Annotated in this window: 15 protein-coding genes; 7 read left to right on the forward strand and 8 right to left on the reverse strand. The window is 70.9% G+C overall.

The window, feature by feature from the left end:
• Positions 1-91: 91 nt before the first annotated feature.
• Positions 92-1,249: a 2-methylcitrate synthase gene (prpC, locus tag ACLB90_RS04485; RefSeq protein ID WP_411851803.1), complete on the reverse strand. Its 1,158-nt coding sequence runs from the start codon at positions 1,247-1,249 to the stop codon at positions 92-94.
• A gap of 29 nt (positions 1,250-1,278) precedes the next feature.
• On the reverse strand, positions 1,279-2,169 hold the full coding sequence (gene prpB, locus ACLB90_RS04490; protein ID WP_411851804.1) for a methylisocitrate lyase: 891 nt from the start codon (positions 2,167-2,169) through the stop codon (positions 1,279-1,281).
• Positions 2,170-2,332: 163 nt separating this feature from the next.
• On the opposite strand from prpB, the gene prpR reads away from it, so the two are divergent.
• Positions 2,333-3,946, forward strand: a complete 1,614-nt coding sequence (gene prpR / locus ACLB90_RS04495; protein ID WP_411852696.1) for a propionate catabolism operon regulatory protein PrpR — start codon at positions 2,333-2,335, stop codon at positions 3,944-3,946.
• A gap of 19 nt (positions 3,947-3,965) precedes the next feature.
• Here prpR and aac(6') read toward each other — a convergent pair whose 3' ends face one another.
• Together aac(6') and pdxH are read right to left on the reverse strand one after the other, a co-directional pair.
• A complete protein-coding gene (gene aac(6') / locus ACLB90_RS04500; protein ID WP_411851805.1) occupies positions 3,966-4,427 on the reverse strand; it encodes an aminoglycoside 6'-N-acetyltransferase in 462 nt (153 codons plus the stop codon).
• A complete protein-coding gene (gene pdxH / locus ACLB90_RS04505; protein ID WP_411851806.1) occupies positions 4,424-5,023 on the reverse strand; it encodes a pyridoxamine 5'-phosphate oxidase in 600 nt (199 codons plus the stop codon). The genes aac(6') and pdxH overlap by 4 nt, the downstream gene beginning before the upstream one ends.
• A 41-nt stretch (positions 5,024-5,064) precedes the next feature.
• On the opposite strand from pdxH, the gene ACLB90_RS04510 reads away from it, so the two are divergent.
• A complete protein-coding gene (locus ACLB90_RS04510; protein WP_411851807.1) occupies positions 5,065-5,925 on the forward strand; it encodes a kinase in 861 nt (286 codons plus the stop codon).
• Here the strand turns inward: ACLB90_RS04510 and ACLB90_RS04515 are convergent.
• Positions 5,894-6,097 carry a dodecin family protein gene (locus tag ACLB90_RS04515; RefSeq protein WP_019186071.1) on the reverse strand — a complete coding sequence of 68 codons (204 nt, stop codon included), beginning with the start codon at positions 6,095-6,097 and terminating at the stop codon, positions 5,894-5,896. The two genes, ACLB90_RS04510 and ACLB90_RS04515, sit on opposite strands and share 32 nt — an antisense overlap.
• 95 nt (positions 6,098-6,192) lie before the next feature.
• On the opposite strand from ACLB90_RS04515, the gene ACLB90_RS04520 reads away from it, so the two are divergent.
• From ACLB90_RS04520 to mdtD, 5 genes are all read left to right on the forward strand, one after another.
• Positions 6,193-6,735, forward strand: a complete 543-nt coding sequence (locus ACLB90_RS04520; protein WP_411851808.1) for a shikimate kinase — start codon at positions 6,193-6,195, stop codon at positions 6,733-6,735.
• On the forward strand, positions 6,732-7,841 hold the full coding sequence (aroB, locus tag ACLB90_RS04525; protein ID WP_411851809.1) for a 3-dehydroquinate synthase: 1,110 nt from the start codon (positions 6,732-6,734) through the stop codon (positions 7,839-7,841). Before ACLB90_RS04520 ends, aroB begins: the two co-directional genes overlap by 4 nt.
• Before the next feature lie 71 nt (positions 7,842-7,912).
• Positions 7,913-8,164 (forward strand): WGR domain-containing protein, encoded by a 252-nt coding sequence (locus ACLB90_RS04530; RefSeq protein ID WP_411851810.1) that lies wholly within the window; start codon positions 7,913-7,915, stop codon positions 8,162-8,164.
• Between the two features lie 62 nt (positions 8,165-8,226).
• Positions 8,227-9,300: a uroporphyrinogen decarboxylase gene (hemE, locus tag ACLB90_RS04535; protein WP_411851811.1), complete on the forward strand. Its 1,074-nt coding sequence runs from the start codon at positions 8,227-8,229 to the stop codon at positions 9,298-9,300.
• Between the two features lie 112 nt (positions 9,301-9,412).
• Positions 9,413-10,816, forward strand: a complete 1,404-nt coding sequence (mdtD, locus tag ACLB90_RS04540) for a multidrug transporter subunit MdtD (protein ID WP_411851812.1) — start codon at positions 9,413-9,415, stop codon at positions 10,814-10,816.
• A 6-nt stretch (positions 10,817-10,822) separates the two neighbouring features.
• On the opposite strand, the gene ACLB90_RS04545 is transcribed toward mdtD, so the two are convergent.
• From ACLB90_RS04545 to ACLB90_RS04555, 3 genes are all read right to left on the reverse strand, one after another.
• Complete coding sequence (locus ACLB90_RS04545) at positions 10,823-14,365, reverse strand: two-component regulator propeller domain-containing protein (protein WP_411851813.1); 3,543 nt, start codon at positions 14,363-14,365, stop codon at positions 10,823-10,825.
• Between the two features lie 101 nt (positions 14,366-14,466).
• Positions 14,467-17,919 (reverse strand): two-component regulator propeller domain-containing protein, encoded by a 3,453-nt coding sequence (locus ACLB90_RS04550; RefSeq protein ID WP_411851814.1) that lies wholly within the window; start codon positions 17,917-17,919, stop codon positions 14,467-14,469.
• Complete coding sequence (locus ACLB90_RS04555; protein WP_411851815.1) at positions 17,919-21,398, reverse strand: ATP-binding protein; 3,480 nt, start codon at positions 21,396-21,398, stop codon at positions 17,919-17,921. Before ACLB90_RS04555 ends, ACLB90_RS04550 begins: the two co-directional genes overlap by 1 nt.
• Positions 21,399-21,508: the final 110 nt, after the last annotated feature.

Genomic DNA, 21,508 nt, shown 5'->3' on the forward strand with positions numbered 1-21,508 from the left:
CAAAAAGGGAGTGGCGACGCCGCAACGGAGACGGGCTGGCATGGCCAGCCCGCTCCGCGTTGCACCCGTTACCGGGTGCGGGTGGGACACATCACTTGCGCTGGTCGATCGGCACGAAGGCCTGGTCTTCCGGCCCGGTGTAGTTGGCGCTCGGGCGGATGATCTTGCCGTCCACGCGCTGCTCGATGATGTGCGCGCTCCAGCCGGAGGTGCGCGCAATCACGAACAGCGGGGTGAACATCGCCGTCGGCACGCCCATCATGTGGTAGCTCACCGCGCTGAACCAGTCCAGGTTCGGGAACATCTTCTTGATGTCCCACATCACCGATTCCAGACGCTCGGCGATGTCGAACATCTTCAGGTTCTGCTGCTCGGTCGACAGCTCGCGTGCCACGTCCTTGATCACGTTGTTGCGCGGATCGCTGACGGTGTACACCGGGTGGCCGAAGCCGATGACCACTTCCTTGCGCTCGACGCGGGCCTTGATGTCGGCCTCGGCATCGTCCGGCGAGTCGTAGCGCTTCTGCACCTCGAACGCCACTTCATTGGCGCCGCCATGCTTGGGGCCGCGCAGCGCACCGATGCCGCCGGTGATGCAGCTGTACATGTCGCTGCCGGTGCCGGCGATGACGCGGCAGGCAAAGGTGGAGGCATTGAACTCGTGTTCGGCGTACAGGATCAGCGAGGTATGCATCGCCTTCACCCACGAGTCCTGCGGCTTCTCGCCATGCAGCAGGTGCAGGAAGTGGCCGCCGATGGAGTCATCGTCGGTTTCCACGTCGATGGCGCGGCCGTTGTGGCTCCAGTGGTACCAGTACAGCAGCATCGAGCCCAGGCAGGCCATCAGCTTGTCGGCGATGTCGCGCGCGCCCGGGTGGTTGTGGTCGTCCTTCTCCGGCGACACGCAGCCGAGCACCGACACGCCGGTGCGCATCACGTCCATCGGGTGTGCCGACGGCGGCAGTTCTTCCAGCGCGGCCTTGACCGCGGCCGGGATGCCGCGCAGCGACTTCAGCTTGGCCTTGTAGGCGACCAGTTCGGCGCGCGTCGGCAGCTTGCCGTGCACCAGCAGGTGGGCGATTTCCTCGAACTCGCTGGTGTTGGCCAGGTCCAGGATGTCGTACCCGCGGTAGTGCAGGTCATTGCCGCTGCGGCCAACGGTGCACAGCGCGGTGTTGCCGGCGGCGGTGCCCGACAGGGCGACGGACTTCTTCGGCTTGAAGCCGGGGGCGGTGGTTGCTTCGCTCATGATCCCTCCAGGAAAACAGTGCTTCGGTCTTACTTCTTGGCGGCGAACAGCGCATCGAGCTGCTGCTCGAAGGCGTGATAGCCGATACGGTCGTACAGTTCCTCGCGCGTCTGCATCGCGTCGACCACGTTACGCTGGTGGCCCTCCCGACGGATGGTCTCATACACGTTCTCGGCGGCCTTGTTGGCGGCGCGGAACGCGGACAGCGGGAACAGCTGGATCGCCACCCCGGCCGAGGCCAGTTCGTCGCGGCTGAACAGCGGGGTCTTGCCGAACTCGGTGATGTTGGCCAGTACCGGCACCTTCACCGCATCCACAAAGCGTCGGTAGGTGTCCAGGTCATAGGCGGCCTCGGCGAAGATGCCATCGGCACCGGCCTCCACGCAGGCGATGGCACGCTCGATGGCGGCATCCACGCCGTCCACCTGGATCGCGTCGGTACGTGCGATCAGGAAGAAGTCCGGATCGGTCTTGGCGTCGGCAGCGGCCTTCACGCGGTCGACCATCTCGCCCTGGGTGACGATTTCCTTGCCCGGGCGGTGGCCGCAGCGCTTGGCGCCGACCTGGTCTTCGATGTGGCACGCCGCCGCACCCGCCTTGATCAGCGACTTCACGGTGCGCGCGATGTTGAACGCGCTGGGGCCGAAGCCGGTGTCGATGTCCACCAGCAACGGCAGGTCGCACACGTCGGTGATGCGGCGCACGTCGATCAGCACGTCTTCCAGGGTGTTGATGCCCAGGTCCGGCAGACCCAGCGAGCCGGCCGCAACGCCGCCACCGGACAGATAGATGGCGCGGTAGCCGGCGCGCTGGGCCAGCAGGGCGTGGTTGGCGTTGATCGCGCCGATCACCTGCAACGGCGATTCGGCGGCCAGCGCGGCGCGGAAGCGGCTGCCCGCGGAGGAAACAGAGGAGCTCATGTGGCATTCCATCGTGAGTGACGGGAAGACAGGCGCAAGGGGCGTGCCAAGTCGCAACCCTATGATTTCATTGAGACAGACCCGTTGCAGCGGTGTTTCATGCCTGTCAAATGAAACACATGTAACATTGATGCAACCGAAACACTGAAACAGTGCCATGTCGATCAGCCTGCCCCGCCATCGCCTGCCCGACCCGGACCCCGGCCACCTGCCGGTGATCTGGACGGTGAGCGTCTCCCGCCTGACCGGCCTGCTCGGCGACGTGATTCCCGAGTTCGACCGCCGCGCCCGGATCGTGCCGATCAATCTCGGTTTCGAAGAGGCGGTGGACGTGATCGGCCAGCGCCTGCGCCGCGAGCACTGCGATGTGGTGATTGCCGGCGGCTCCAACGCGGCCTACCTGCGCAGCCGGCTGGACGTGCCGCTGGTGCCGATCCAGGCCAACGGCTTCGACCTGATGGAAGCGCTGGCGCGCGCGCGCCGCATCGCGCCGCGGATCGGCCTGGTCACCCATGCCACCGACGTGCCCACGTTCGGCAGCTTCCAGCACAGCTTCGGGCTGGACATCGAGCACCGCCGCTTCGTTACCCGTGAAGACGCCCGCGATTGCATCGCCGACATGCGCGCCAACGGCATCGAGGTGATCGTCGGCACCGGCATGGCCATCGACCATGCAGAGCAGGTCGGCCTGCCCGGCGTGCTGCTGTACTCGGCCGATTCGGTGCGCCAGGCCTTCGAACACGCGCTGGAACTGACCCAGACCCTGGCCCGGTCCGGTGCGCCGCTGCCACGCCGGCGGGCGCCGGCCCGGCACCACGAGCCCGATCATGCCCTGCTTGGCGACAGCGCGCCGATGCAGCAGGTGCGCGAACGCATCGCGCTGTACGCCCCGCACGACAGTACGGTGCTGGTCACCGGGGCCACCGGCACCGGCAAGGAACTGGTGGCCCGCCAGCTGCACGCCGCCAGCGGCCGGCGCGGCCGCTTCGTCGCGCTCAACTGCGGGGCGATCAGCGAGTCGCTGCTGGAAGCCGAACTGTTCGGCTACACCGACGGCGCCTTTACCGGCGCGCGTCGCGGCGGCCGCGTGGGACTGGTGGAGGCGGCCGACGGTGGCACCTTGTTCCTGGACGAGATCGGTGAACTGCCGCTGCCCCTGCAGACCCGGCTGCTGCGGGTGCTGGAAGAACGCGAAGTGCTGCGCGTCGGTGCGACCGAGCCGACCCCGGTGGATGTGCGCGTGGTGGCCGCCACCCTGCAGACCCTGGAATCGCTGGTCGAGGCGCAGCGCTTCCGTCGCGATCTGTACTACCGGCTGGCCGCGTTGCGCATTGCCCTGCCCACCCTGCACGAGCGTGGCGACGACGTGCCGCTGCTGGTGGCCCATTTCTTCCGGCAGTTGGGTCATACCGCCTCGCCGTTGTCGGCAGCGGCACTGCAGCGGCTGTGCGAAGCGCCGTGGCCGGGCAACGTGCGCGAGCTGCGCAACGCGATCGACCGGCTGCGCATCCACTGGCAGCAGCGGCCCGGCGAACTGTCGCTGGCGCAGATGCTGCAGTGGCTACCGGAACTGGAGGGACCGCATCGCGCGCGCGTACCCGCCCTGGCCGATGCGACGCAGACCGGCGTTGGGCCGGCCGTGGCCGCGCGGCCGGATGCCACCGTTCTTCGGCAGGTGCTGGCCGCGTGTGGCGGCAACCGCGAGCAGGCATGCGCGCAGCTCGGCGTTTCGCGTACCACGCTGTGGCGCTGGCTGCGCGCCGCCGCGATCGACTAGCCGCCGCGCGGCGAGGGCGTCACGGCAGTGGATCGAGCAACATGCGGAAGTACACCACGCGCTCGGTTTCCTCGAACCCGCAGGCGCGGTGCGCCGCGTGCGCGGCCACCGCATCCAGCGCGCTGTCCGAGGCCAGTTCGCTGCAGCCGGCCGCGCGCGTCCAGGCCGCCACCGCATCCAGCAGCGCGCGCCCCACACCGTGGCCCTGCCAGCCCGGCTGCACGTACCAGCCTTCGAGAAACCCGACCGGCGCGCTGTCGGTGCCGTTGACGTAGTCGCGGCGCAGCCGCACTTCGGCAAAACCGATCGCATCGCCATCCGCCGTACACGCCAGCAGCACCGCCGCGTCGGTGTCGGCCAGCGACGTGGCCAGCGCGTCGACCGGCTCATCGGCGTCCGGCCACAACGCCAGCCGCAGTCGCGCCCATGCCGCAGCGTCGGCGGGTACCGCCTGCCGGATCACGGGCGCGGGCGCACTCACGGGAACAGCAGCCGCTTGCTCCACTGCCCGGCCGCGTCGATTTCATAGCACCAGCGCTCGTGCAGCCGGAACTGCGCGCCGTACCAGAACTCGATGCGCTGCGGCACCACGCGCAGGCCGCTCCAGCCGGCCGGGCGCGGAACATCCTGGCCGTCGAAGCGCGCCTCGATCTCCGCCACGCGCGCATCGAATGCCTCGCGCGAGGCCAGCGTCTGCGATTGCAGCGAGGCCCATGCGCCGATCTGGCTCATCCGCGGGCGCGAGGCGAAATAGGCATCGGCCTCGGCGTCGGCAACCTGCTCCACCGCGCCTTCGATGCGCACCTGGATGCCGGCCTCGCGCAGGCTGCGCCACAGGAACAGCAGCGCCGCACGCGGGTTTTCCTGCAGCTCGCGGCCCTTGTGGCTGCCCAGGTGGGTGTAGAACACGAAGCCACGCGCGTCGAACGACTTGAGCAGCACGGTGCGCGCCGACGGCCGCCCGCCGGCATCGGCGGTGGCCACCGTCATGGCATTGGGTTCAACTTCGCGGCTTGCCTTGGCCTCTTCGAACAGCCCGGCAAAGGTGGACAACGCTTCGGCATACAGATCGGTCATGGCGGTTTTCTTGTCGCACGGTTTGGGTTTATTGTCGCTGCATGCCCGCACCTGCGTACATGCCCGCGACGAAAGGATTTCCAGATGCGCTGGTCGCGCAGGCGCTGGATGATGCACTGGGGTGTGGTGCCGCCATTCCAGTATTGGCGATCAGCGGCCTGCAGGGGAGCGGCAAATCGACGCTGGCCGCCCAGGTGGTGGCCTTGGCGGAAACCCGCGGCCTGCGCGCGGCCATGCTCTCCATCGATGATGTCTACCTGACCCGTGCCCAGCGCCAGCGTCTGGCGCGGCAGGTGCACCCGCTGCTGCTCACCCGCGGCCCGCCCGGCACGCACGACCTGCCGCTGGCCCATGCCACGCTCGATGCGGTCGCCGCCGGGGGACCGGTCACCCTGCCCCGCTTCGACAAGCTGGCCGACGAGCGCGAGCCGGCCGCCACCTGGCCACGCCTGGAGGGCCCACTGGACCTGCTGGTGTTTGAAGGCTGGTTCCTGGGTACGCCGCCGCAGTCCGAGGCCGATCTGGCACCCGCACTGAACGCACTGGAACGCGAGGCCGACGCGGACGGGCGCTGGCGGCACTGGTGCAATGCGGCGCTGGCCAGGGACTATCCGGCCCTGTGGCAGCGCTGCGACCGGCTGTGGTTCCTGCAGCCGCCGGACTTCGCGGTGATTCCGCGCTGGCGCTGGCAGCAGGAACAGAACCTGCAGGCGGCCCAGCCCGAACGCAGCAGCATGAGCCGCGCCCAGCTGGAACGCTTCGTGCAGTACTACGAGCGGGTCAGCCGGCAGGCCCTGCGCACCCTGCCGGCGCTGGCCGACCGGGTGATCGCGCTGGACGAGCAGCGCCGCATCGTGCCGGCGCCGCCGCTCAGCTCACCAGGAACGTCACCCGCAGGTTGACCCGCCATTCGGTGATGTTGCCCTCGCCGTCGGTGACCACCTTGGTCTCATTGATCCAGGCGCCCTGGATGCCCTTGACCGTCTCGGATACCTTCTTCAGGCCACTGCGCACGGCGTCCTCGACGCTGGTCTTGGAGGAGGCATTGATCTCGATGATTTTGGCCACTGACATGGACGGGCTCCGGGTACGCGCGGGACATTCCGCGCAGCCCACCATGCGGGCCGCCGCGTAAAGGCCGTGGCACGGAGATGTTAGGATCGCGGGTAATGAATCCCGCTCCGAACCTGATCCTGATCGGCCCGATGGGCGCCGGCAAAACCTGCATCGGGCGCCGCCTGGCGGAGCGCTTCACGCTGGACTTCGTTGATGCCGACCAGGCCATCGTCGAGGCCACCGGCGCCAGCATTCCGGCCCTGTTCGAGCATGCCGGCGAGGCCGGTTTCCGCCAGCACGAACGCCAGGTGCTGCAGGCGCTGCTGGCCGGCCGCAACCAGCTGGTGTCCACCGGCGGCGGCGCCGTGCTGGATGCGGACAACCGCGCGGCCATCGCCCGCCGCGGCTTCGTGGTGTACCTGCGGGTCAGCGTGCCGGCCCAGCTCGAACGCCTGGCCCGCGACCGTGGCCGCCCGCTGCTGCAGCGCCCGGACCGCGAACAGGTGCTGCACGACATGGCCGCCCTGCGCGACCCGCTGTATCGCGGGCTGGCCGACCTCACCCTGGATACCGATCTCTATACCCCCGCCGAGGCCACCGCGCAGCTGGTGCTGCGCCTGGCCGCGCAATGGCAGCGACAGGACACCCCCGCATGACCCCCGCCTCCCGCACCGTCGCCGTCGGCGGCGACACGCCCTACACCATCCACATCGGCCCCGGCCTGCTTGGCCAGGGCGCCCTGCTGGCGCAGCACGTCCGTGGCCGCCATGTGCTGCTGCTCAGCGATTCCTCGGTCGCCCCGCTGTACCTGGACGGCGTCAAGGCCGCCCTGCTGTCGCAGCGCCCGGACCTGCTGATCGGCACGCTGGTGCTGCCGGCGGGTGAAGCGTCCAAGACCCTGGACAATTTCGGCGCGGCCATCACCGCGCTGGCCGCGCTCGGGGCCACCCGCGATGCCTGCGTGATGGCCCTCGGTGGCGGTGTGGCCGGCGACCTTGCCGGCTTCGCCGCCGCCTGCTGGATGCGCGGCGTTGACTGCGTGCAGCTGCCGACCTCGCTGCTGGCGATGGTCGACTCCTCGGTCGGTGGCAAGACCGCCGTGGACATTCCCGAAGGCAAGAACCTGGTGGGCGCGTTCCACCCGCCGCGCGCGGTCATCGCCGATACCGCCGCCCTGCGCACCCTGCCCCCGCGCGAGCTGCGTGCCGGCCTGGCCGAAGTGATCAAGTACGGCGCGATCCGCGACCCGCTGTTCTTCCAGTGGCTGCAGGCCGAGCACGCCGTGCTGCTGGCCGGCGACGATGCCGCTCTGGCCCAGGCCATCGCGCGCAGCTGTGAACACAAGGCCGAGATTGTCGCCCGCGATCCGCTGGAAAAGGGCGAGCGTGCCCTGCTCAACCTCGGCCACACCTTCGGCCACGCCATCGAGACCGAACAGGGCTATGGCGCACCGGGCAACGACAACCTCAACCACGGCGAAGCCGTCGCGGTCGGCATGGTGCTGGCCGCACGCCTGTCCGCCCAGCTGGGCATGAGCGACGCCGCCGACACCGACCAGCTGCGCGAGCTGCTGCTGCGCTACGAACTGCCCGTGGCGATCCCGGCCGGTCTTGCGCCCGCTGCCCTGCTGGCGCGGATGCGGCTGGACAAGAAGAACATCGCCGGACGCCTGCGCCTGGTGCTGTGGCGTGGCATCGGCCGGGCCGAAGTGGTGGCCGACGTCGATGAAGCCGACGTGCTGCGCGTGCTCGCCGCCGGCTGAGGCTGCGACCGTCTGCCGCACCCGCGCCGGTGTCCACGGCCGCCTATGGCGTTCGCGGCTACAATCGGGGCATGCGCGTGTCCCTGCACCAACCTGCCCGCGGTGCCGACCCGGCCCGCTACCTCCAGCTCACCCTGCAACCGGACCTGTTCGGCGGTTGGGAGCTGCTGCACGAGTCCGGCCCCATCGGCGGGCGCGGGCAACTGCGCCGTGAGCTGTTCCTGCAGGAAGATCTGGCGCACGCCGCCTTCGAGAAGGCGCGCGATGCGCATCTGCACCGCGGCTACACGATCACCTACACCAGCGGCGACCCGCCGCCCTGAGCGGCCATCGCACCGCCTGCCCCACTTCGGCCCTGCGCCACCAGATTCCAAGGAAGCGTTCCGTGACCAGCCCCTCCCGCCATGACCGCCTGCTGCGCGCCCTGCGCCGCGAACCGGTGGACTGCACCCCTGTCTGGCTGATGCGCCAGGCCGGCCGTTACCTGCCGGAGTACCGTGCCACCCGGGCCAAGGCCGGCAGCTTCCTGGCGATGGCCAAGACCCCCGACATCGCCTGCGAAGTCACCCTGCAGCCGCTGCGCCGTTTCGACCTCGACGCGGCGATCCTGTTCTCGGACATTCTCACCATCCCCGATGCGATGGGCCTGGAGCTGTACTTCGTCGATGGCGAGGGCCCCAAGTTCCGTCACCCGGTGCGCGATGCCGCCGCCATCGCCCGGCTGGCGGTGCCGGACATGGAAACCGAACTGCGCTACGTGATGGACGCCGTGCGCGTGATCCGCCGCGAGCTGGACGGCAAGGTGCCGCTGATCGGGTTCTCCGGCAGCCCGTGGACCTTGGCCTGCTACATGGTCGAAGGCGGCGGCAGCAAGGACTTCGCCCGGATCAAGGCGATGGCCCTGAACGAACCGGCCGCCCTGCACCAGCTGCTGTCGGTGGTCACCGATGCGGTGATCGCCTACCTGGCGGCCCAGCGCGCCGCCGGCGCCCAGGTACTGCAGGTGTTCGACACCTGGGGCGGCGTGCTCAGCCCGTCGATGTACCGCGAATTCTCGCTGCGCTACCTGACCCGCATCGCGCAGGAGCTCGAGCGCGGCCAGGGTGACCAGCGCACCCCGCTGATCCTGTTCGGCAAGGGCACCGGCCTGCACCTGGGCGCACTGGCCGACACCGGTGCCGATGCGCTTGGCGTGGACTGGACCCTGGACCTGTCCGACGCCGTGGCCCGCACCGGCGGCCGCGTCGCGCTGCAGGGCAACCTCGACCCCGCCACGCTGTACGGCAACCCGGACGCCATCGAGCGTGCCGCCGGCCGCGTGCTCGACAGCTACGCCGAGGGCAACGGCGGTTCGCGCGATGGCCACGTGTTCAACCTGGGCCACGGCATGTCGCCGGACATGAATCCCGACCACGTCGGCGTGCTGGTGGATGCGGTGCATCGCCTCAGCAGGCGCTGAGGGATCGCGCGGGCAGCCGCCGACCACGGTCGGCGCTGCCCGCGCCCTATTTTGACCGCACCCTGATCCCACATCGGCGATCATATGCACCTCGTTGATGAAGGTGCGCACGATGACGACCAGCAGCTACGCCTCGATACGGCCCCTGTTGTGGCTGGTATCGCTGGCGATCTTCATGCAGATGCTGGATTCGACCATCGTCAACACCGCCCTGCCCGCGATGGCCCGCAGCCTCGGCGAAAGCCCGCTGCAGATGCAGTCGGTGGTGTTCAGCTACGCGCTGGCCGTGGCCACCTTCATCCCCGCCTCCGGCTGGGTGGCCGACCGTTTCGGCACGCGCCGCACCTTCCTTGTGGCCATCATCCTGTTCACCCTCGGCTCGCTGGCCTGCGCGCTCGCCCAGACCCTGCACCAGCTGGTTGGCGCGCGTGTCCTGCAGGGCATCGGCGGCGCCATGCTGCTTCCGGTCGGGCGGCTCGCCGTGATGCGCTCGGTCCCGCGCGAGGAATTCCTGCGCGCCATGAGCTTCATCGCCATTCCCGCCCTGATCGGCCCGCTCATCGGCCCCACCCTCGGCGGCTGGCTGGTCGAAGTCGCCTCCTGGCACTGGGTGTTCCTGATCAACCTCCCGATCGGCGTGATCGGCTACATCGCCGCCATGAAGATCATGCCCGACCACTACGCCGAGCATCGCACCCGCTTCGACCTGCCCGGCTACCTCATGCTCGCCTTCGGCATGGTGGTGCTGTCGCTGGCGCTGGACGGCATCTCCGGCATGGGCACGCCGCATGCCCTGGTGATGCTGATGACCGTGGCCGGGCTCGCCTCGCTCGTGGGCTATTGGCTGCACGCCGCCAACTCCACCGCCCCGCTGTTCTCGCTGGCGCTGTTCCACGTCCCCAGCTACCGCATCGGCATCCTCGGCAACCTGTTCTCGCGCATCGGCAGCGGCGCCATGCCCCTGTTGATTCCCCTGCTCCTGCAGATCGGCATGGGCATGAGCCCGATGAACGCCGGGCTACTGATGATTCCGGTTGCCGCCGCCGGCATGGTCTCCAAGCGCTATGCGGTCAAGCTCGTCGAGCGCTTCGGCTACCGCCGCGTGCTGATGGTCAACACCGTTCTGGTCGGTCTGGCGATGGCCAGTTTCATCTTCATGACCCCCGGCCAGCCCGTGTGGCTGCGCGTGGTGCAGCTGGCCGTCTTCGGTGCGGTCAACTCGCTGCAGTTCACCGTCATGAACACCGTGACGCTGCGCGATCTCGACCGTGAGTTCGCCAGCCCCGGCAACAGCCTGCTGTCGATGGTGATGATGCTTGCCACCGGCTTCGGCGCGGCAGCGGCGGGCAGCCTGCTGGCTGCATTCGGCCACCTCGATGTCGCCCACGGCGCCACCGCCGCGCTGCATGCCACCTTCGTCTGCGTGGGGGCCATCACCCTGACCTCCACGCTGATCTTCTGGCAGCTTCCCGATACCCGCCCCTCGCCGCGTGACGTCGAGGAAGTGGCCGAATAGCCCGCGCTACGCCGGCGGCGGCCACGGGCCCAGCGCGCGCGCGATCGCAGCCACCAGCAGATCGCCGGTGACCGGCTTGCGCAGGAAGTCCTTGAACCCGGCCTGGCGCACCTGCGCCTCGATGGCCGGATCGGTGCGCGCCGTCACCGCGATGATCGGCATCTCGTAGCCCTGGTTGCGGAACTGCTCGGCCAGTTCGATACCGCTCAACCCGGGCAGATCCAGATCCAGCAGCGCCACGTCGAAGTGGGTATCCATCACCTCGCGCAGGGCGGCCAGCGCGTGCGCGGCATGGATCACCTCATGGCCGCGCGCGCCCAGCAGGCCGGTCACCACGTCGGCCACCGTCATGTCGTCCTCCACCAGCAGGATGCGCAGCGGCGGCAGCGTGACCACGGCTGCCGCGTCTCCCGGCGCGGCATCGGCGGCAGCGCCGTGCTGCAGCGGCAACGGCAGGGTGACGCTGAACCGGGTGCCGCTACCCAGCTGGCTGTCCACGTCCACCTGGCCCTGCATCGCCAGCGCCAGTTCGCGGCAGATCGCCAGGCCCAGCCCGCTGCCGCCGTACTGCGCGGCGGTGCGTGCGCCATCGGCCTGCTCGAAGCGCTTGAACAGACGCAGCTGCTGTTCGGCACTGATGCCCGGACCGGTGTCGGCCACTTCGATGTACACGCCACAGTGCGGCGCAATCGCGCGCAGATGCAGGCTGACATGACCGTGGCTGGTGAACTTGACCGCATTGCCGAGCAGGTTGAGCAGGATCTGGCGCACACGCATCTCATCGCCCACCGCCCAGGTTCCCGGCGGCAACGCGTTGTCCACCATGAAGCGCAGCTGCTTCTGTTCGGCCAGCGCGCTCATCAGCGTGCACACATCGTGCACCAGCTGGTCCAGCGGGAACGGCTGCGCCTGCAGCTCCAGCCGGCCCGACTCGATCCGCGCGAGGTCCAGTGCGTCGTTGACCAGGTGCAGCAGATGCTCGCCGGCATGGCGGATCGATTCGGTGTAGCTGCGCTGTTTCGGGTCCAGCGGTGAGGCCAGCAGCAGTTCGCTCATGCCCAGCACGCCGGTCATCGGGGTGCGCACTTCGTGGCCGAGGTTGGCCAGGAAGCGGGTCTTGGCCATCGATGCCTGTTCGGCCAGCTCCTGCTTGTGCAGCGCCAGCTGATAGGCGTGTTTGCGCTGCAGGCGGCGCCGGTACAACCAGGCGAACAGGCTCAGCGACAGCAGCACCAGCGAGGTCAGCAGCAGCACGCCGGAGACACTGCGCCACCACGGTGGCAGCACCCGGAATTCCAGCACCTGCACCCGCGACCAGATGTGGTCGGCCGAGCGGGCCTGCACTTCCAGCCGGTAGCGCCCCGGCGACAGCCGCGAGAACAGGCGCTCGCCGGCCGGGCCCACTTCGACCCAGTCCGGGTCGTAGCCGGCCAGGCGGTAACGGTAGGTGTTGGACGAGGAATCGGCGAAGGACAGCAGCCGCGCCACGATGCGCAGGTCGCGGTCGCCATCGGCGATCTCCAGCGGGTTGACGTGGGTCAGGTCGATCACGCGCTCGCCGCGGCGCACCTCCACCCGTTCGATCACCAGCGGCGCGCGCCGCGTGGACGGCTTCACCTGCGCCGGATCGAACACCACCACACCGGCCGGCGTACCACCGGCGATGCGACCACTGGCCGTCATGGTCAGCGTGCGGCGGCGGAACTCCTGGCTGGGCAGACCATCGTGCACGCCGTACAGGCGCACGTTCTCGCTGTGCGGATCGGCGCGCACCAATCCGCGTGCGCTGGCCGCCCACACCACGCCCTGCGCATCGACCACCAGGCCCGTCGCGGACACCTCCGGATAGCCGCGCTCGCTGCCGATCTGCGCGGTATGCACCAGCCGTTCGTTCTGCCAGCGGTACTGGCTCAGGCGGCCCTCTTCGGACAGCCACACCGAGCCGTCGGCTGCCCAGGCCATCGCGTACACGCCGCCGCTGGGGCTGCCCGGTACCGGCTCGAAACGACGGCGCATCGGCACCCATCGCATCAGGCCCTGATTGGTGGCCTGCCACAGGTGATCGCCGGGGCCGCACTGGATGTCCTGGGTCATCTGCCCGGGCGCCATGCCCGCATGGCCCAGCCCGACCTGGTTGAGCACACGGCCATCCAGATCGCGCTGCTGCAGGCCGTTGGAGGCCATCGCCCAGAGCCGGTTGCCATCGCACACGATCAGCGCCTCGATCGCGCCCTCCATCGACGCATCGACCGCGGCATCGCGCCCCCAGCGGCGGGTGCGCCCGTCCTTGGGGTCGTAGCGCGTCAGCGCGTCCCACGAACCGATCCAGACCTGCCCGCGAGGGTCCTCGACAACCGACTGCAGCCACTGGGTGCCATCGACCCAGGTCTTGTGCTGCTCGATCTGCCCGGTCACCGGATCGAACTTGTCCAGCGCCCCGTGCGTGCCAACCGTCCACACCCCGCCATCGGCGGCGGCGGCCATGCCGAGTGCATAGGCGTTGCGCAGCGAGGCCGGATCGTCCTCCAGGCGCGACAGCAGCGAGAACTGCCACCAGCGCGGCAACAGATGCCACAACCCGCCATTGGCGCTGGCCATCCAGATGCCGCCTTCGCGGTCTTCATAGGCACCGGTCCAGTTCGGGCGCACCTGCCCGCGTGCCACCGCGCTGTACAGCGGCACCTGCTGGAACTGGTTGTCGTAGGCGCGGCCGAGGCCCGAGCGCGTGTCCAGCCAATACCCGCCCTGCTCGTCGCGCAGCATCATGCCCAGGATCTGGTCGCCCGCCGACACCTTCCACGGCGCCGGTTCGAAACGCCCGTCCGGACGCCGCACCACCACCCCGGCATTGGTGTTGATCCACAGGCTGCCATCGGACTCGGGAGTGAGGCCGTTGATCATCGCCAGCGGCAGCTGGTGCGCGGGCACGCGCTCGAAATCGTGGCCGGTCCAGCGCGCCAGCCCCGCCTTCGTGCCGACCCACAGGGTGCCGTCCGGGGTGGTGGTCAGGTTGCCCACCGATGCGGACGGCAGGCTGCGCGGATTGTGCGGTTCGGGCATGTAGCGGGTGATGGTGCCGTCGCGGTCCATGCGGTGCAGGCCGCCTTCGAACGTACCGAACCAGATCGCGCCGTCCGGTGTGGAGGCCACGCTCCAGATCGTGTTGCTGCCGATCTCCGGATGGTTCTGGCGGTCATGGAACCGCAGCTCGCGCCGATCGGCCGACATCATCACCAGGCCGGCGTGCTCGGTGCCGATCCAGAGCCGGTTGCGCGGATCGACGTGCACCGTCCAGATGTGGTTGTCGCGCAGGCCATCCTCGGCGCGCCAGATCCGGTAGTTGCGTCCGTCGAAGCGCGCCAGGCCGTCGTTGGTGGCGATCCACAGGTAGCCGTAGCGATCCTCGGCCATGCGGTTGACCGTGTTGGACGGCAGGCCGTCGAACACCGTCACCTGGCGGGGCGTGGGCGGTACCGGCTGCGCGGCAGCCAGGCCGGCACAGGACACACCCACGGCGATGAGGAGCAACCACAGCAGACGCAACACCAATGGATCTCCCGAGTCTGTCCGTCCATTCCCTGCGCCCGCCGCTGGCGGGCATGCGTCCGTCCCGGTCCCCGGGCAGCGATCCACATACTAAACCGCCCGGCTCACCGCGTCGCCTCCGGCCCGGCCTGCAGCAGCGCCTCGATGGCGGCGGCGCTCAGCGCCAGCGGCAGCACGCCGAGCGCCCCGGCCATGCGCGCCTGCGCAACCCGCGCCGACGTGGGCGCCGGGTCGAGCAACCACGCCGGTGCGGACCAGCCCCGGTCCCGGGCCAACCCGATCAGCGCCAGACCATCGATGCCCGGCAGGCTGCCCTCCACCAGCAGGGCGGCCAACGGTGCCGCCGACAGCACCGGCAACGCGGCCAGCGCATGCACGGCGTGCACCACGGTGCGCCCCTGCGCGCGCAGGCCGTCGGCCAGGCGGCGCGCCGTGGCGGTGTCCTGCATCGCCAGCAGTACCGGGGGCAGCGCGCAGGCCGTGGGGTCTTCGACAGGGTCCACGCCGCTGCCCTCCTGCAGGCCGCCCTCCATCGGCAGGCTCAGCATCACGCGCCAGCCATCCGGCGCGGCCACCACCGCGAGCCGGCCCGCCATGCCCTCCGCGCGCAGCCGCGCCGGGCCCAGCGCCAGCAGCAGCCCATCGCGGCTTGGGGTGGGGGTCGGCAGCACCGCCCTGCCGGCAGCACGGCGTCCGCCACGCATGTGCGCCGCCAGCGCCACCAGAACGCCGCTCCGGCCGGGCAACGGGGCGGCATGCAGCAGCAGTTGCCGGGCACCGGTCTGCTCGGCCAGGGCGCGCAGGGCATGCTGGACGCACTGTGCCATGCGCACCGGATCGCCCCGGCCGGTCAGCGTTGGCGCCAGCGCCAGGCAACCGGCCAGCGACTGCCCGCGCTGGCACAGCGGCAGCACCTCGGTGGCCAGCACCCGCTGCAGCACGGGCAGCGGGGCGAACCGGCGCGTGTGCAGGAGCAGCCGTCCCGCGTCGATCCGCGCGGTATCCAGGGTGTCGTCCACGATGCGCAGCAATTGGTGGCCCGCCCGATGGATCCGCTGCACCTGCGCACGCGGTGCCGGGGCCAGGCCGGCATCGAGCAGCAGTTCGCTCATGCCCAGCACACCGGTCAGCGGTGTGCGGATTTCATGCCCCAACGTTGCCAGGTAGTCCGCCTTGGCCTGCCCGGCCCGCTCGTCGGCGGCCTGGCGTAGCGCAGCCTCGCCCCGTGCGCGCCGCTGCCGTCGCAGGCGCCGCCACAGGCCGGCCACCACCAGCCCCAGCACGCCACCGCAGAGCGCCAGTGCCACGCGCACGTCGGTTCGTTCCAGCACGGTGGGCGCCATGTGCACCTCGACCACCTGCGCGTCCGACCAGGGGCCCTGCGCACGCCGCGCCTGGTAGAGGACACGGTGGTGGCCCGGCGCCAACCGGGGAAACTCACGGATGCCGGGCCGGCCGATGCCGATCCAGCCGGCCTGCTGCCCCGCCATGCGCATCCGGTACTCACGCCTTCGCCCGTCGCTGGACAGCACGCGCACCTGCACCCGCAGGTCGCGGTCGCCGGGCTGCAGGCGCAGGGGCGAGGCAGGCGGCAGTTCCACCAGCACCCCGTGCCGGCGCACCTGCACCCGGTCCAGCACCGGCGGCGGATCGGGCCGCGCGGCCCCCAGCGCGGCCGCATCCAGCAGCACTGCGTCGCCGCCCTGCAACAGCGGCAGCAGCACCCGCGGACCGGCACGCAGCAGGGGCCCGCCACCGAGCGCGGCAACCGGCAGGCCATCGGCAGGTGTCAGCAGTCGCGTTGCCTGCCGACCGGGGGCCAGCTGCAGCACCCCTCGCGCCGTGCCCGCCCACAGCGCGCCGTCGGCATCGCCCGTCAGTGACCGTACCGGTCCGTCCTCCGGCCCCAGCGTCCGCCGCGCCACCTCCACCAGCTGGCCGCCCTGCCAGCGGTACGCGATCACCGCCGAACGCGCGGCCACCCACAGGCGGTCCTGCGCATCCACATGCAGGGCTGTCACCGCCCCCTCGGTTCGCATCGGCACCGGCACCGGTGCGGGTGCGCGGTGCGGGCGCTGCGGGTGCCAGCGGTGCAACCCGGCCGCGTCACCCATCCACAGCGTGCCATCGGCAGTGCATTGCACCGCAGCGGCGGCGGGTGTGGCCCGCACGCCGGCCCCGCCGCGCACCCAGCGGCCGCGCACGGCGCCGTGCAGATCGCGCTGCTCCAGCGTCTCGCCCTCCAGCAGCCACAGGTGCGGGCCACAGCTGCGCAGCAGCCGCCCGGCGTCCAGCGCCCCAGGTGCCGATGCCGGCCAGTGCCGCCGCGCACCACTGCGCGGGTCCCAGCGGGTCAATCCGTCTGCAGCGGCGATCCATACCTGGCCGCGTGCGTCCTCCACCACCGCCCGCCGTTGCCCAGGCGCTGCGCCGGACATGCGCAGCCGTCGCGTGCGCTGCGCCGTGGCGCCGTCGATCCAGTACAGCCCCGCGCCGGGCCCGGCCTGCCACGCGCCGCCCGCCCGGCTGGCCGCAAACGCAGGCAAGGCAGCGTCGGCCTGCGCCGGGAGGTTGCCGTGCACGGCATGGAACGCCTTCCAGTCCGGCCGCAGCCGCCACGCACCCAGGTGCGCACCCAGCAGCCACACCCCGCCATCGCGATCCTCGTGCAGCCGTACCACGCGCGGTCGCGCACGGCCCACCGGCACCGTCAACGAGACCGCCCGCTGCGCGCCCGTATGCGGATCTTCGCGCCACACCCGGTCGTCCCGCGCGAGCCAGCGCGCTCCGTCGCGCCCAACGCCGAGCAGGCGCAGACCCGGCGACTGTCCGTGCATGGCCGGTGTACCGGCGGCGGTGTACAGGCGCACGCCGTCGACGGCGCCCACCCACATGTGGCGTCCCGCAGGCGCCAGCGCGTGTATTGCCTGGCCCGGTGTGGCGGTGGGCAGGAAGGCGCCATTGCGCCAGCGCGCCAGGCCCCCAGCCGTGCCGATCCACACTGTGTCATCGGGGCCCAGCGCAAGCGCGCGCACGCGCAGCGACGGCAGTCGCGCCGGTCCCTCGCCGGGCACGAAGCGGTCGATCCGCCCATCGGCGGCCCGGCGATACAGGCCGGCATCGCGCGTGCCGAACCAGACCGTGCCGTCGGCCAGGGGCAGCAACGTGGTGACCGCACCCGCCGCGACCGGTTGCGAACGTCCTTCATCCAGACGCAGCACCTGCTGGCGATCGGCGGAAAGGCGCAGCAAGTGGCCACTTCCAGTGCCGACCCATAGCCGGTTCCGCGTATCCAGTGCAACGCTGGTGACGTCGTTGTCCGGCAGCCCCTGCTCCATCCGCCACAGCCGGAAGCGACGGCCATCGTGACGTGCCAGTCCATCGGACGTGGCGAACCAGCGGTAGCCCTGGCGGTCCTCCGCGATCTGGTACACCCGATCCGACGGCAGTCCCTCGCGCATCGATACGCGCACCGCATCGGGTACCGCGCCCGATGCCGCAGACACCGCGCACAGCCCGGCGCACAGCGCCACCGCCCAGCCCCGCACCCGCCGCATCATCGCGCGCCCACGCACCGTTGCAACGCCGCAGCCAGTTGCCCGGCCGTGACCGGCAGGCGCAGGAACACCGCATACCCGGCAGCCTGCGCATGGCGCTCCGCGTGCGCGCCAGTGCACGCACTCAACGCCACCCGCGGCACGCCCGGCCACCGTGCGGACAGCCGTGCACCGATGGCACCGCACCCACTGCCAACCGACGGATCGGCGACGATCACATCCCACGCTGCAGCACCGGCAGGCGCGGGCAGATGCAGACCCTCATCGACCTGCACGGTATGCCCCAACTGGCGCAGCAGCGCGGCCACCACGGCGCCGACCGACGGCGCCACCAGCAGCACATGCAGCGCCGGCTGCTCCAGCGCGGCTGCCGGCTGGCCCACGCTGGCCACCACTGCGTGCGGCAGCGGCAGCTGCAGCGTGAAGCAGCTGCCCTGCCCTTCAGCGCTGTGCACGCCGATGTCGCCTCCCATTGCCTGCGCAAGCTGTCGCGAGATCGCCAGCCCCAGGCCTGTGCCGCCGTGGCGCGCAGCGGTGCGCGCGCCCTCGGCCTGCTCAAAGCGCTCGAAGATCCGCTGCTGCTGCGCCGCACTCATGCCCGGCCCGGTATCGCGCACGCGCAGGCACAGGCCCGATCCGCCGTTCCCGCACGTCGCCTCCAGCACCACGCTGCCGTGCGTGGTGAACTTCAACGCGTTGCCGAGCAGGTTGAGCAGGATCTGCCGCAGGCGTGCCGGATCGCCGTGGACGTGCGCTCCCTGCGCGACCTCCACCTGCCACCGCAACGACAGCCCACGCGCCTGCGCCACCGGCTGCAGCAGCACGTGCAGATCGTGCAGCAGGGCATACAGGTCGAACGGCGTGCAGTGCAGCTGCAGCAGGCCGGCTTCCACCTGCGCCACGTCCAGCGCATCGTCCATCAGCTGCATCAGGTGTCCGCCGGCACGGTGCAGGCACTGCACCTGCCCGTGCTGCACGCCGGTCAACGGCGCCTGCCGCAGCACATCGCTCCAGCCCAGCACCGCACTCATCGGAACGCGTACCTGCTGGCCCAACTGCGTCAACAGCGCAGTGCGCGCCTGCGATGCCCGTGCTGCGGCCTGCCGCTGCGCGCGGGCGGTCTGGTCGTGCCACCGCCGCCGCGCGCGCTGCCGATACCACCGGCCGGTCAGCGCCGTGCCGGCGCACAGCGCCACTGCGATGCCGAACCGTCCTGCGCCGCCCTGCCACGCAGCGGGCTGCACCTGCAGCACGATCGATGCGCTGGATGCGCGCTCCTCCCCTCCGTGGTACGCCTGCACGTCCAGGACATGCGTCCCCGGCGGCAGCCGCGCGAACATGCGCTGGCCCAGGGCACCGGTCTCGACCCAGTCGTTTTCCTCCGCGCGCAGGCGGAATCGATAGCGCACGCGCGCCGCGTCGGCGACGCCCGCCAGCCGTACCGCAACACGCACGTTGCGGTCGGTGGCCTGCAGCGGCACTGTCCCCGTCGCTGGCAGCGCCAGCAGTGTCTGCCGGTGCACGCTGACCTCTTCCACGTGCAGACCGCGCAGCCGGTCAGGGTCGCGCGCTGCCGGGTCGATGAGCAGCAGGCCGCCCTCGCGCACCGCCGCAACCAGCGTGCCATCGGACAGCGTGCGCAGTCGCTGCGACATGACCTGCTGTACCGGCATGCCCTCGCCCAGATCGAACAGGCGCACCCGTCCATCGTGCGGACTGGCCCGTACCAGCCCACGCGCGCTGCCCGCCCACGCCACGCCCGCCGCGTCCACGGCCAGGGCCTGCGCGCGCAGCTGCGGGTAACCCTGCGCGGTGTCGAACCGCTGCATCTGCTGCAGCCGCTGCCCGTCCCACCGGTAACGCTGCAGCACGCCCGTGCTGCTGGCCCACAGGTTTCCGCCGGCATCCTCGGCCAGGGCGGAGATGTCGGCCGCCACATCGCCGGGAACGCGCGCAAAGTGCTCCCTGGCCGGCAGCCAGCGGCGCAGGCCGGTGCGATCGCCCGCCCACAGCGTGCCGTCAGCTGCGCACAGCAGCGGCATCGCCGACGGCGGCGGCGTCCATCCCAGAGCTGCTGGCGTGCCGTGCAGCCGCAGGGTGCCGTCCGCATCGCGCCACTGTATCTGTGCGGCACTGGCGACCCACACCGCGCCATCCGGGCAGACCGCCAATGCCACCGGTCCCGCACCGGGATCGGTACCCGCCTCCAGCAGCCAGCGCGTCCATCGCCGCGCTCCCGGGTCGTAACGCAGCAATCGTGCTGCCGTGGCGATCCAGACCCGGCCGCGCGCGTCCTCGGCCAAGGCCAGCGCGCGCGCCTCGGCGATTTCCGGTGCGAACGCGGGCGGCGGCTGCGGCGTCGCGGCGCCGGGGTCGAGCCGCTGCAGGTGTCCCTGGTTGCCAGCCACCCATGCGCCACCGCCCCGCGACGCTGCCAGCGCGCGCAGGAAAGGATCGCGCGGTCCATCCGTCGCCGGCGCCAACGCCGCGAACTGCTGCCAACGCGGCGGCAACCGCCACAGACGATGATCTTCGCTGCGCATCCACACGCCACCGCTGCGGTCCTCGAGCATCTGCCGGATCACCGGTTGCCGGCCCGGGCGCGCCCCGGGCTGCGGCAGCACCACCCGCTGCGAACGTGCGCCCCGCCACAGCAGCAGCCCATCCGCATCCTGCCCCCAGGCTTCCCCGGCCTCGCCGCGCAGCAACCAGGGCTGCGCCACGCCCCGCATCGGCACCGGCATGGCATCGGGGTGGTCCAGATGGACGGCGCCCTGCGCGGTCCCGATCCACATCCCGCCGGCCGGGTCGGGCCACAGCCACTGGACCGGCGTGGACCGCCACCCGCTCAATGACCGCACCTGCGCGGAGCGGCCATAGGCCAGCCCGCGCCCGGTGCCTATCCACATTCCCCCGTCGCGATCGCGCGCCAGCGCGGTGACCTGCGGCGATGGCAGGCCGCTCGCCGGCCGCCAGCCGGTGCTGTCGCGCCAGACCTGCAGGCCATCCCCGGCGGTCCCCACCCACAGGCCCAGCACATCGCTGGACAGGTGCCGGATCTGCGGCGGTCTGGACGACGACGCCTGCGGCAATGGCCACCGATGGACTGCCCGCCCCTGGTCGGACCACCACAGCAGCTGCTGCGCGGTGGTGAGACCCCACAGCCGTCCGTTCGGATCAACATGCAGCTGCGCGGGCGTGCTGTCAGGCAGCCCCGCGGCGGCCGCCGCAAAGCGGAAGCGGCGCCCGTCGAATGTCAGCAGGCCCAGCTCCGTGGCCAGCCACAGGTCGCCCTGCGGGCCTTCCACGATGTCGCGCACCTGCGCCGCCGGCAGGCCGGTCGAAGCGTCCTGCCGTGCGGGCTGCGGCCACAGCAGTGGGCTGGCCATGAGACGCAACGGCCACCCCATGCACATCAGCGCGAGCAGCAGACCCCACCAGCAGGGCACGCAGGCGGCCTGCGCGTTGGCAACCGCCACGGCCTATCGAGGATCGGAACATGTCATCGCGCCACGGTACGGGGCGCCGTGCCGCGCGCGGAGATGCCGGAGCGGACGCCGTCACATACTGCTCAATCAATCTTCAGATC

Source organism: Stenotrophomonas sp. LGBM10, from assembly GCF_046736075.1.
Taxonomy (GTDB): Bacteria; Pseudomonadota; Gammaproteobacteria; order Xanthomonadales; family Xanthomonadaceae; genus Stenotrophomonas.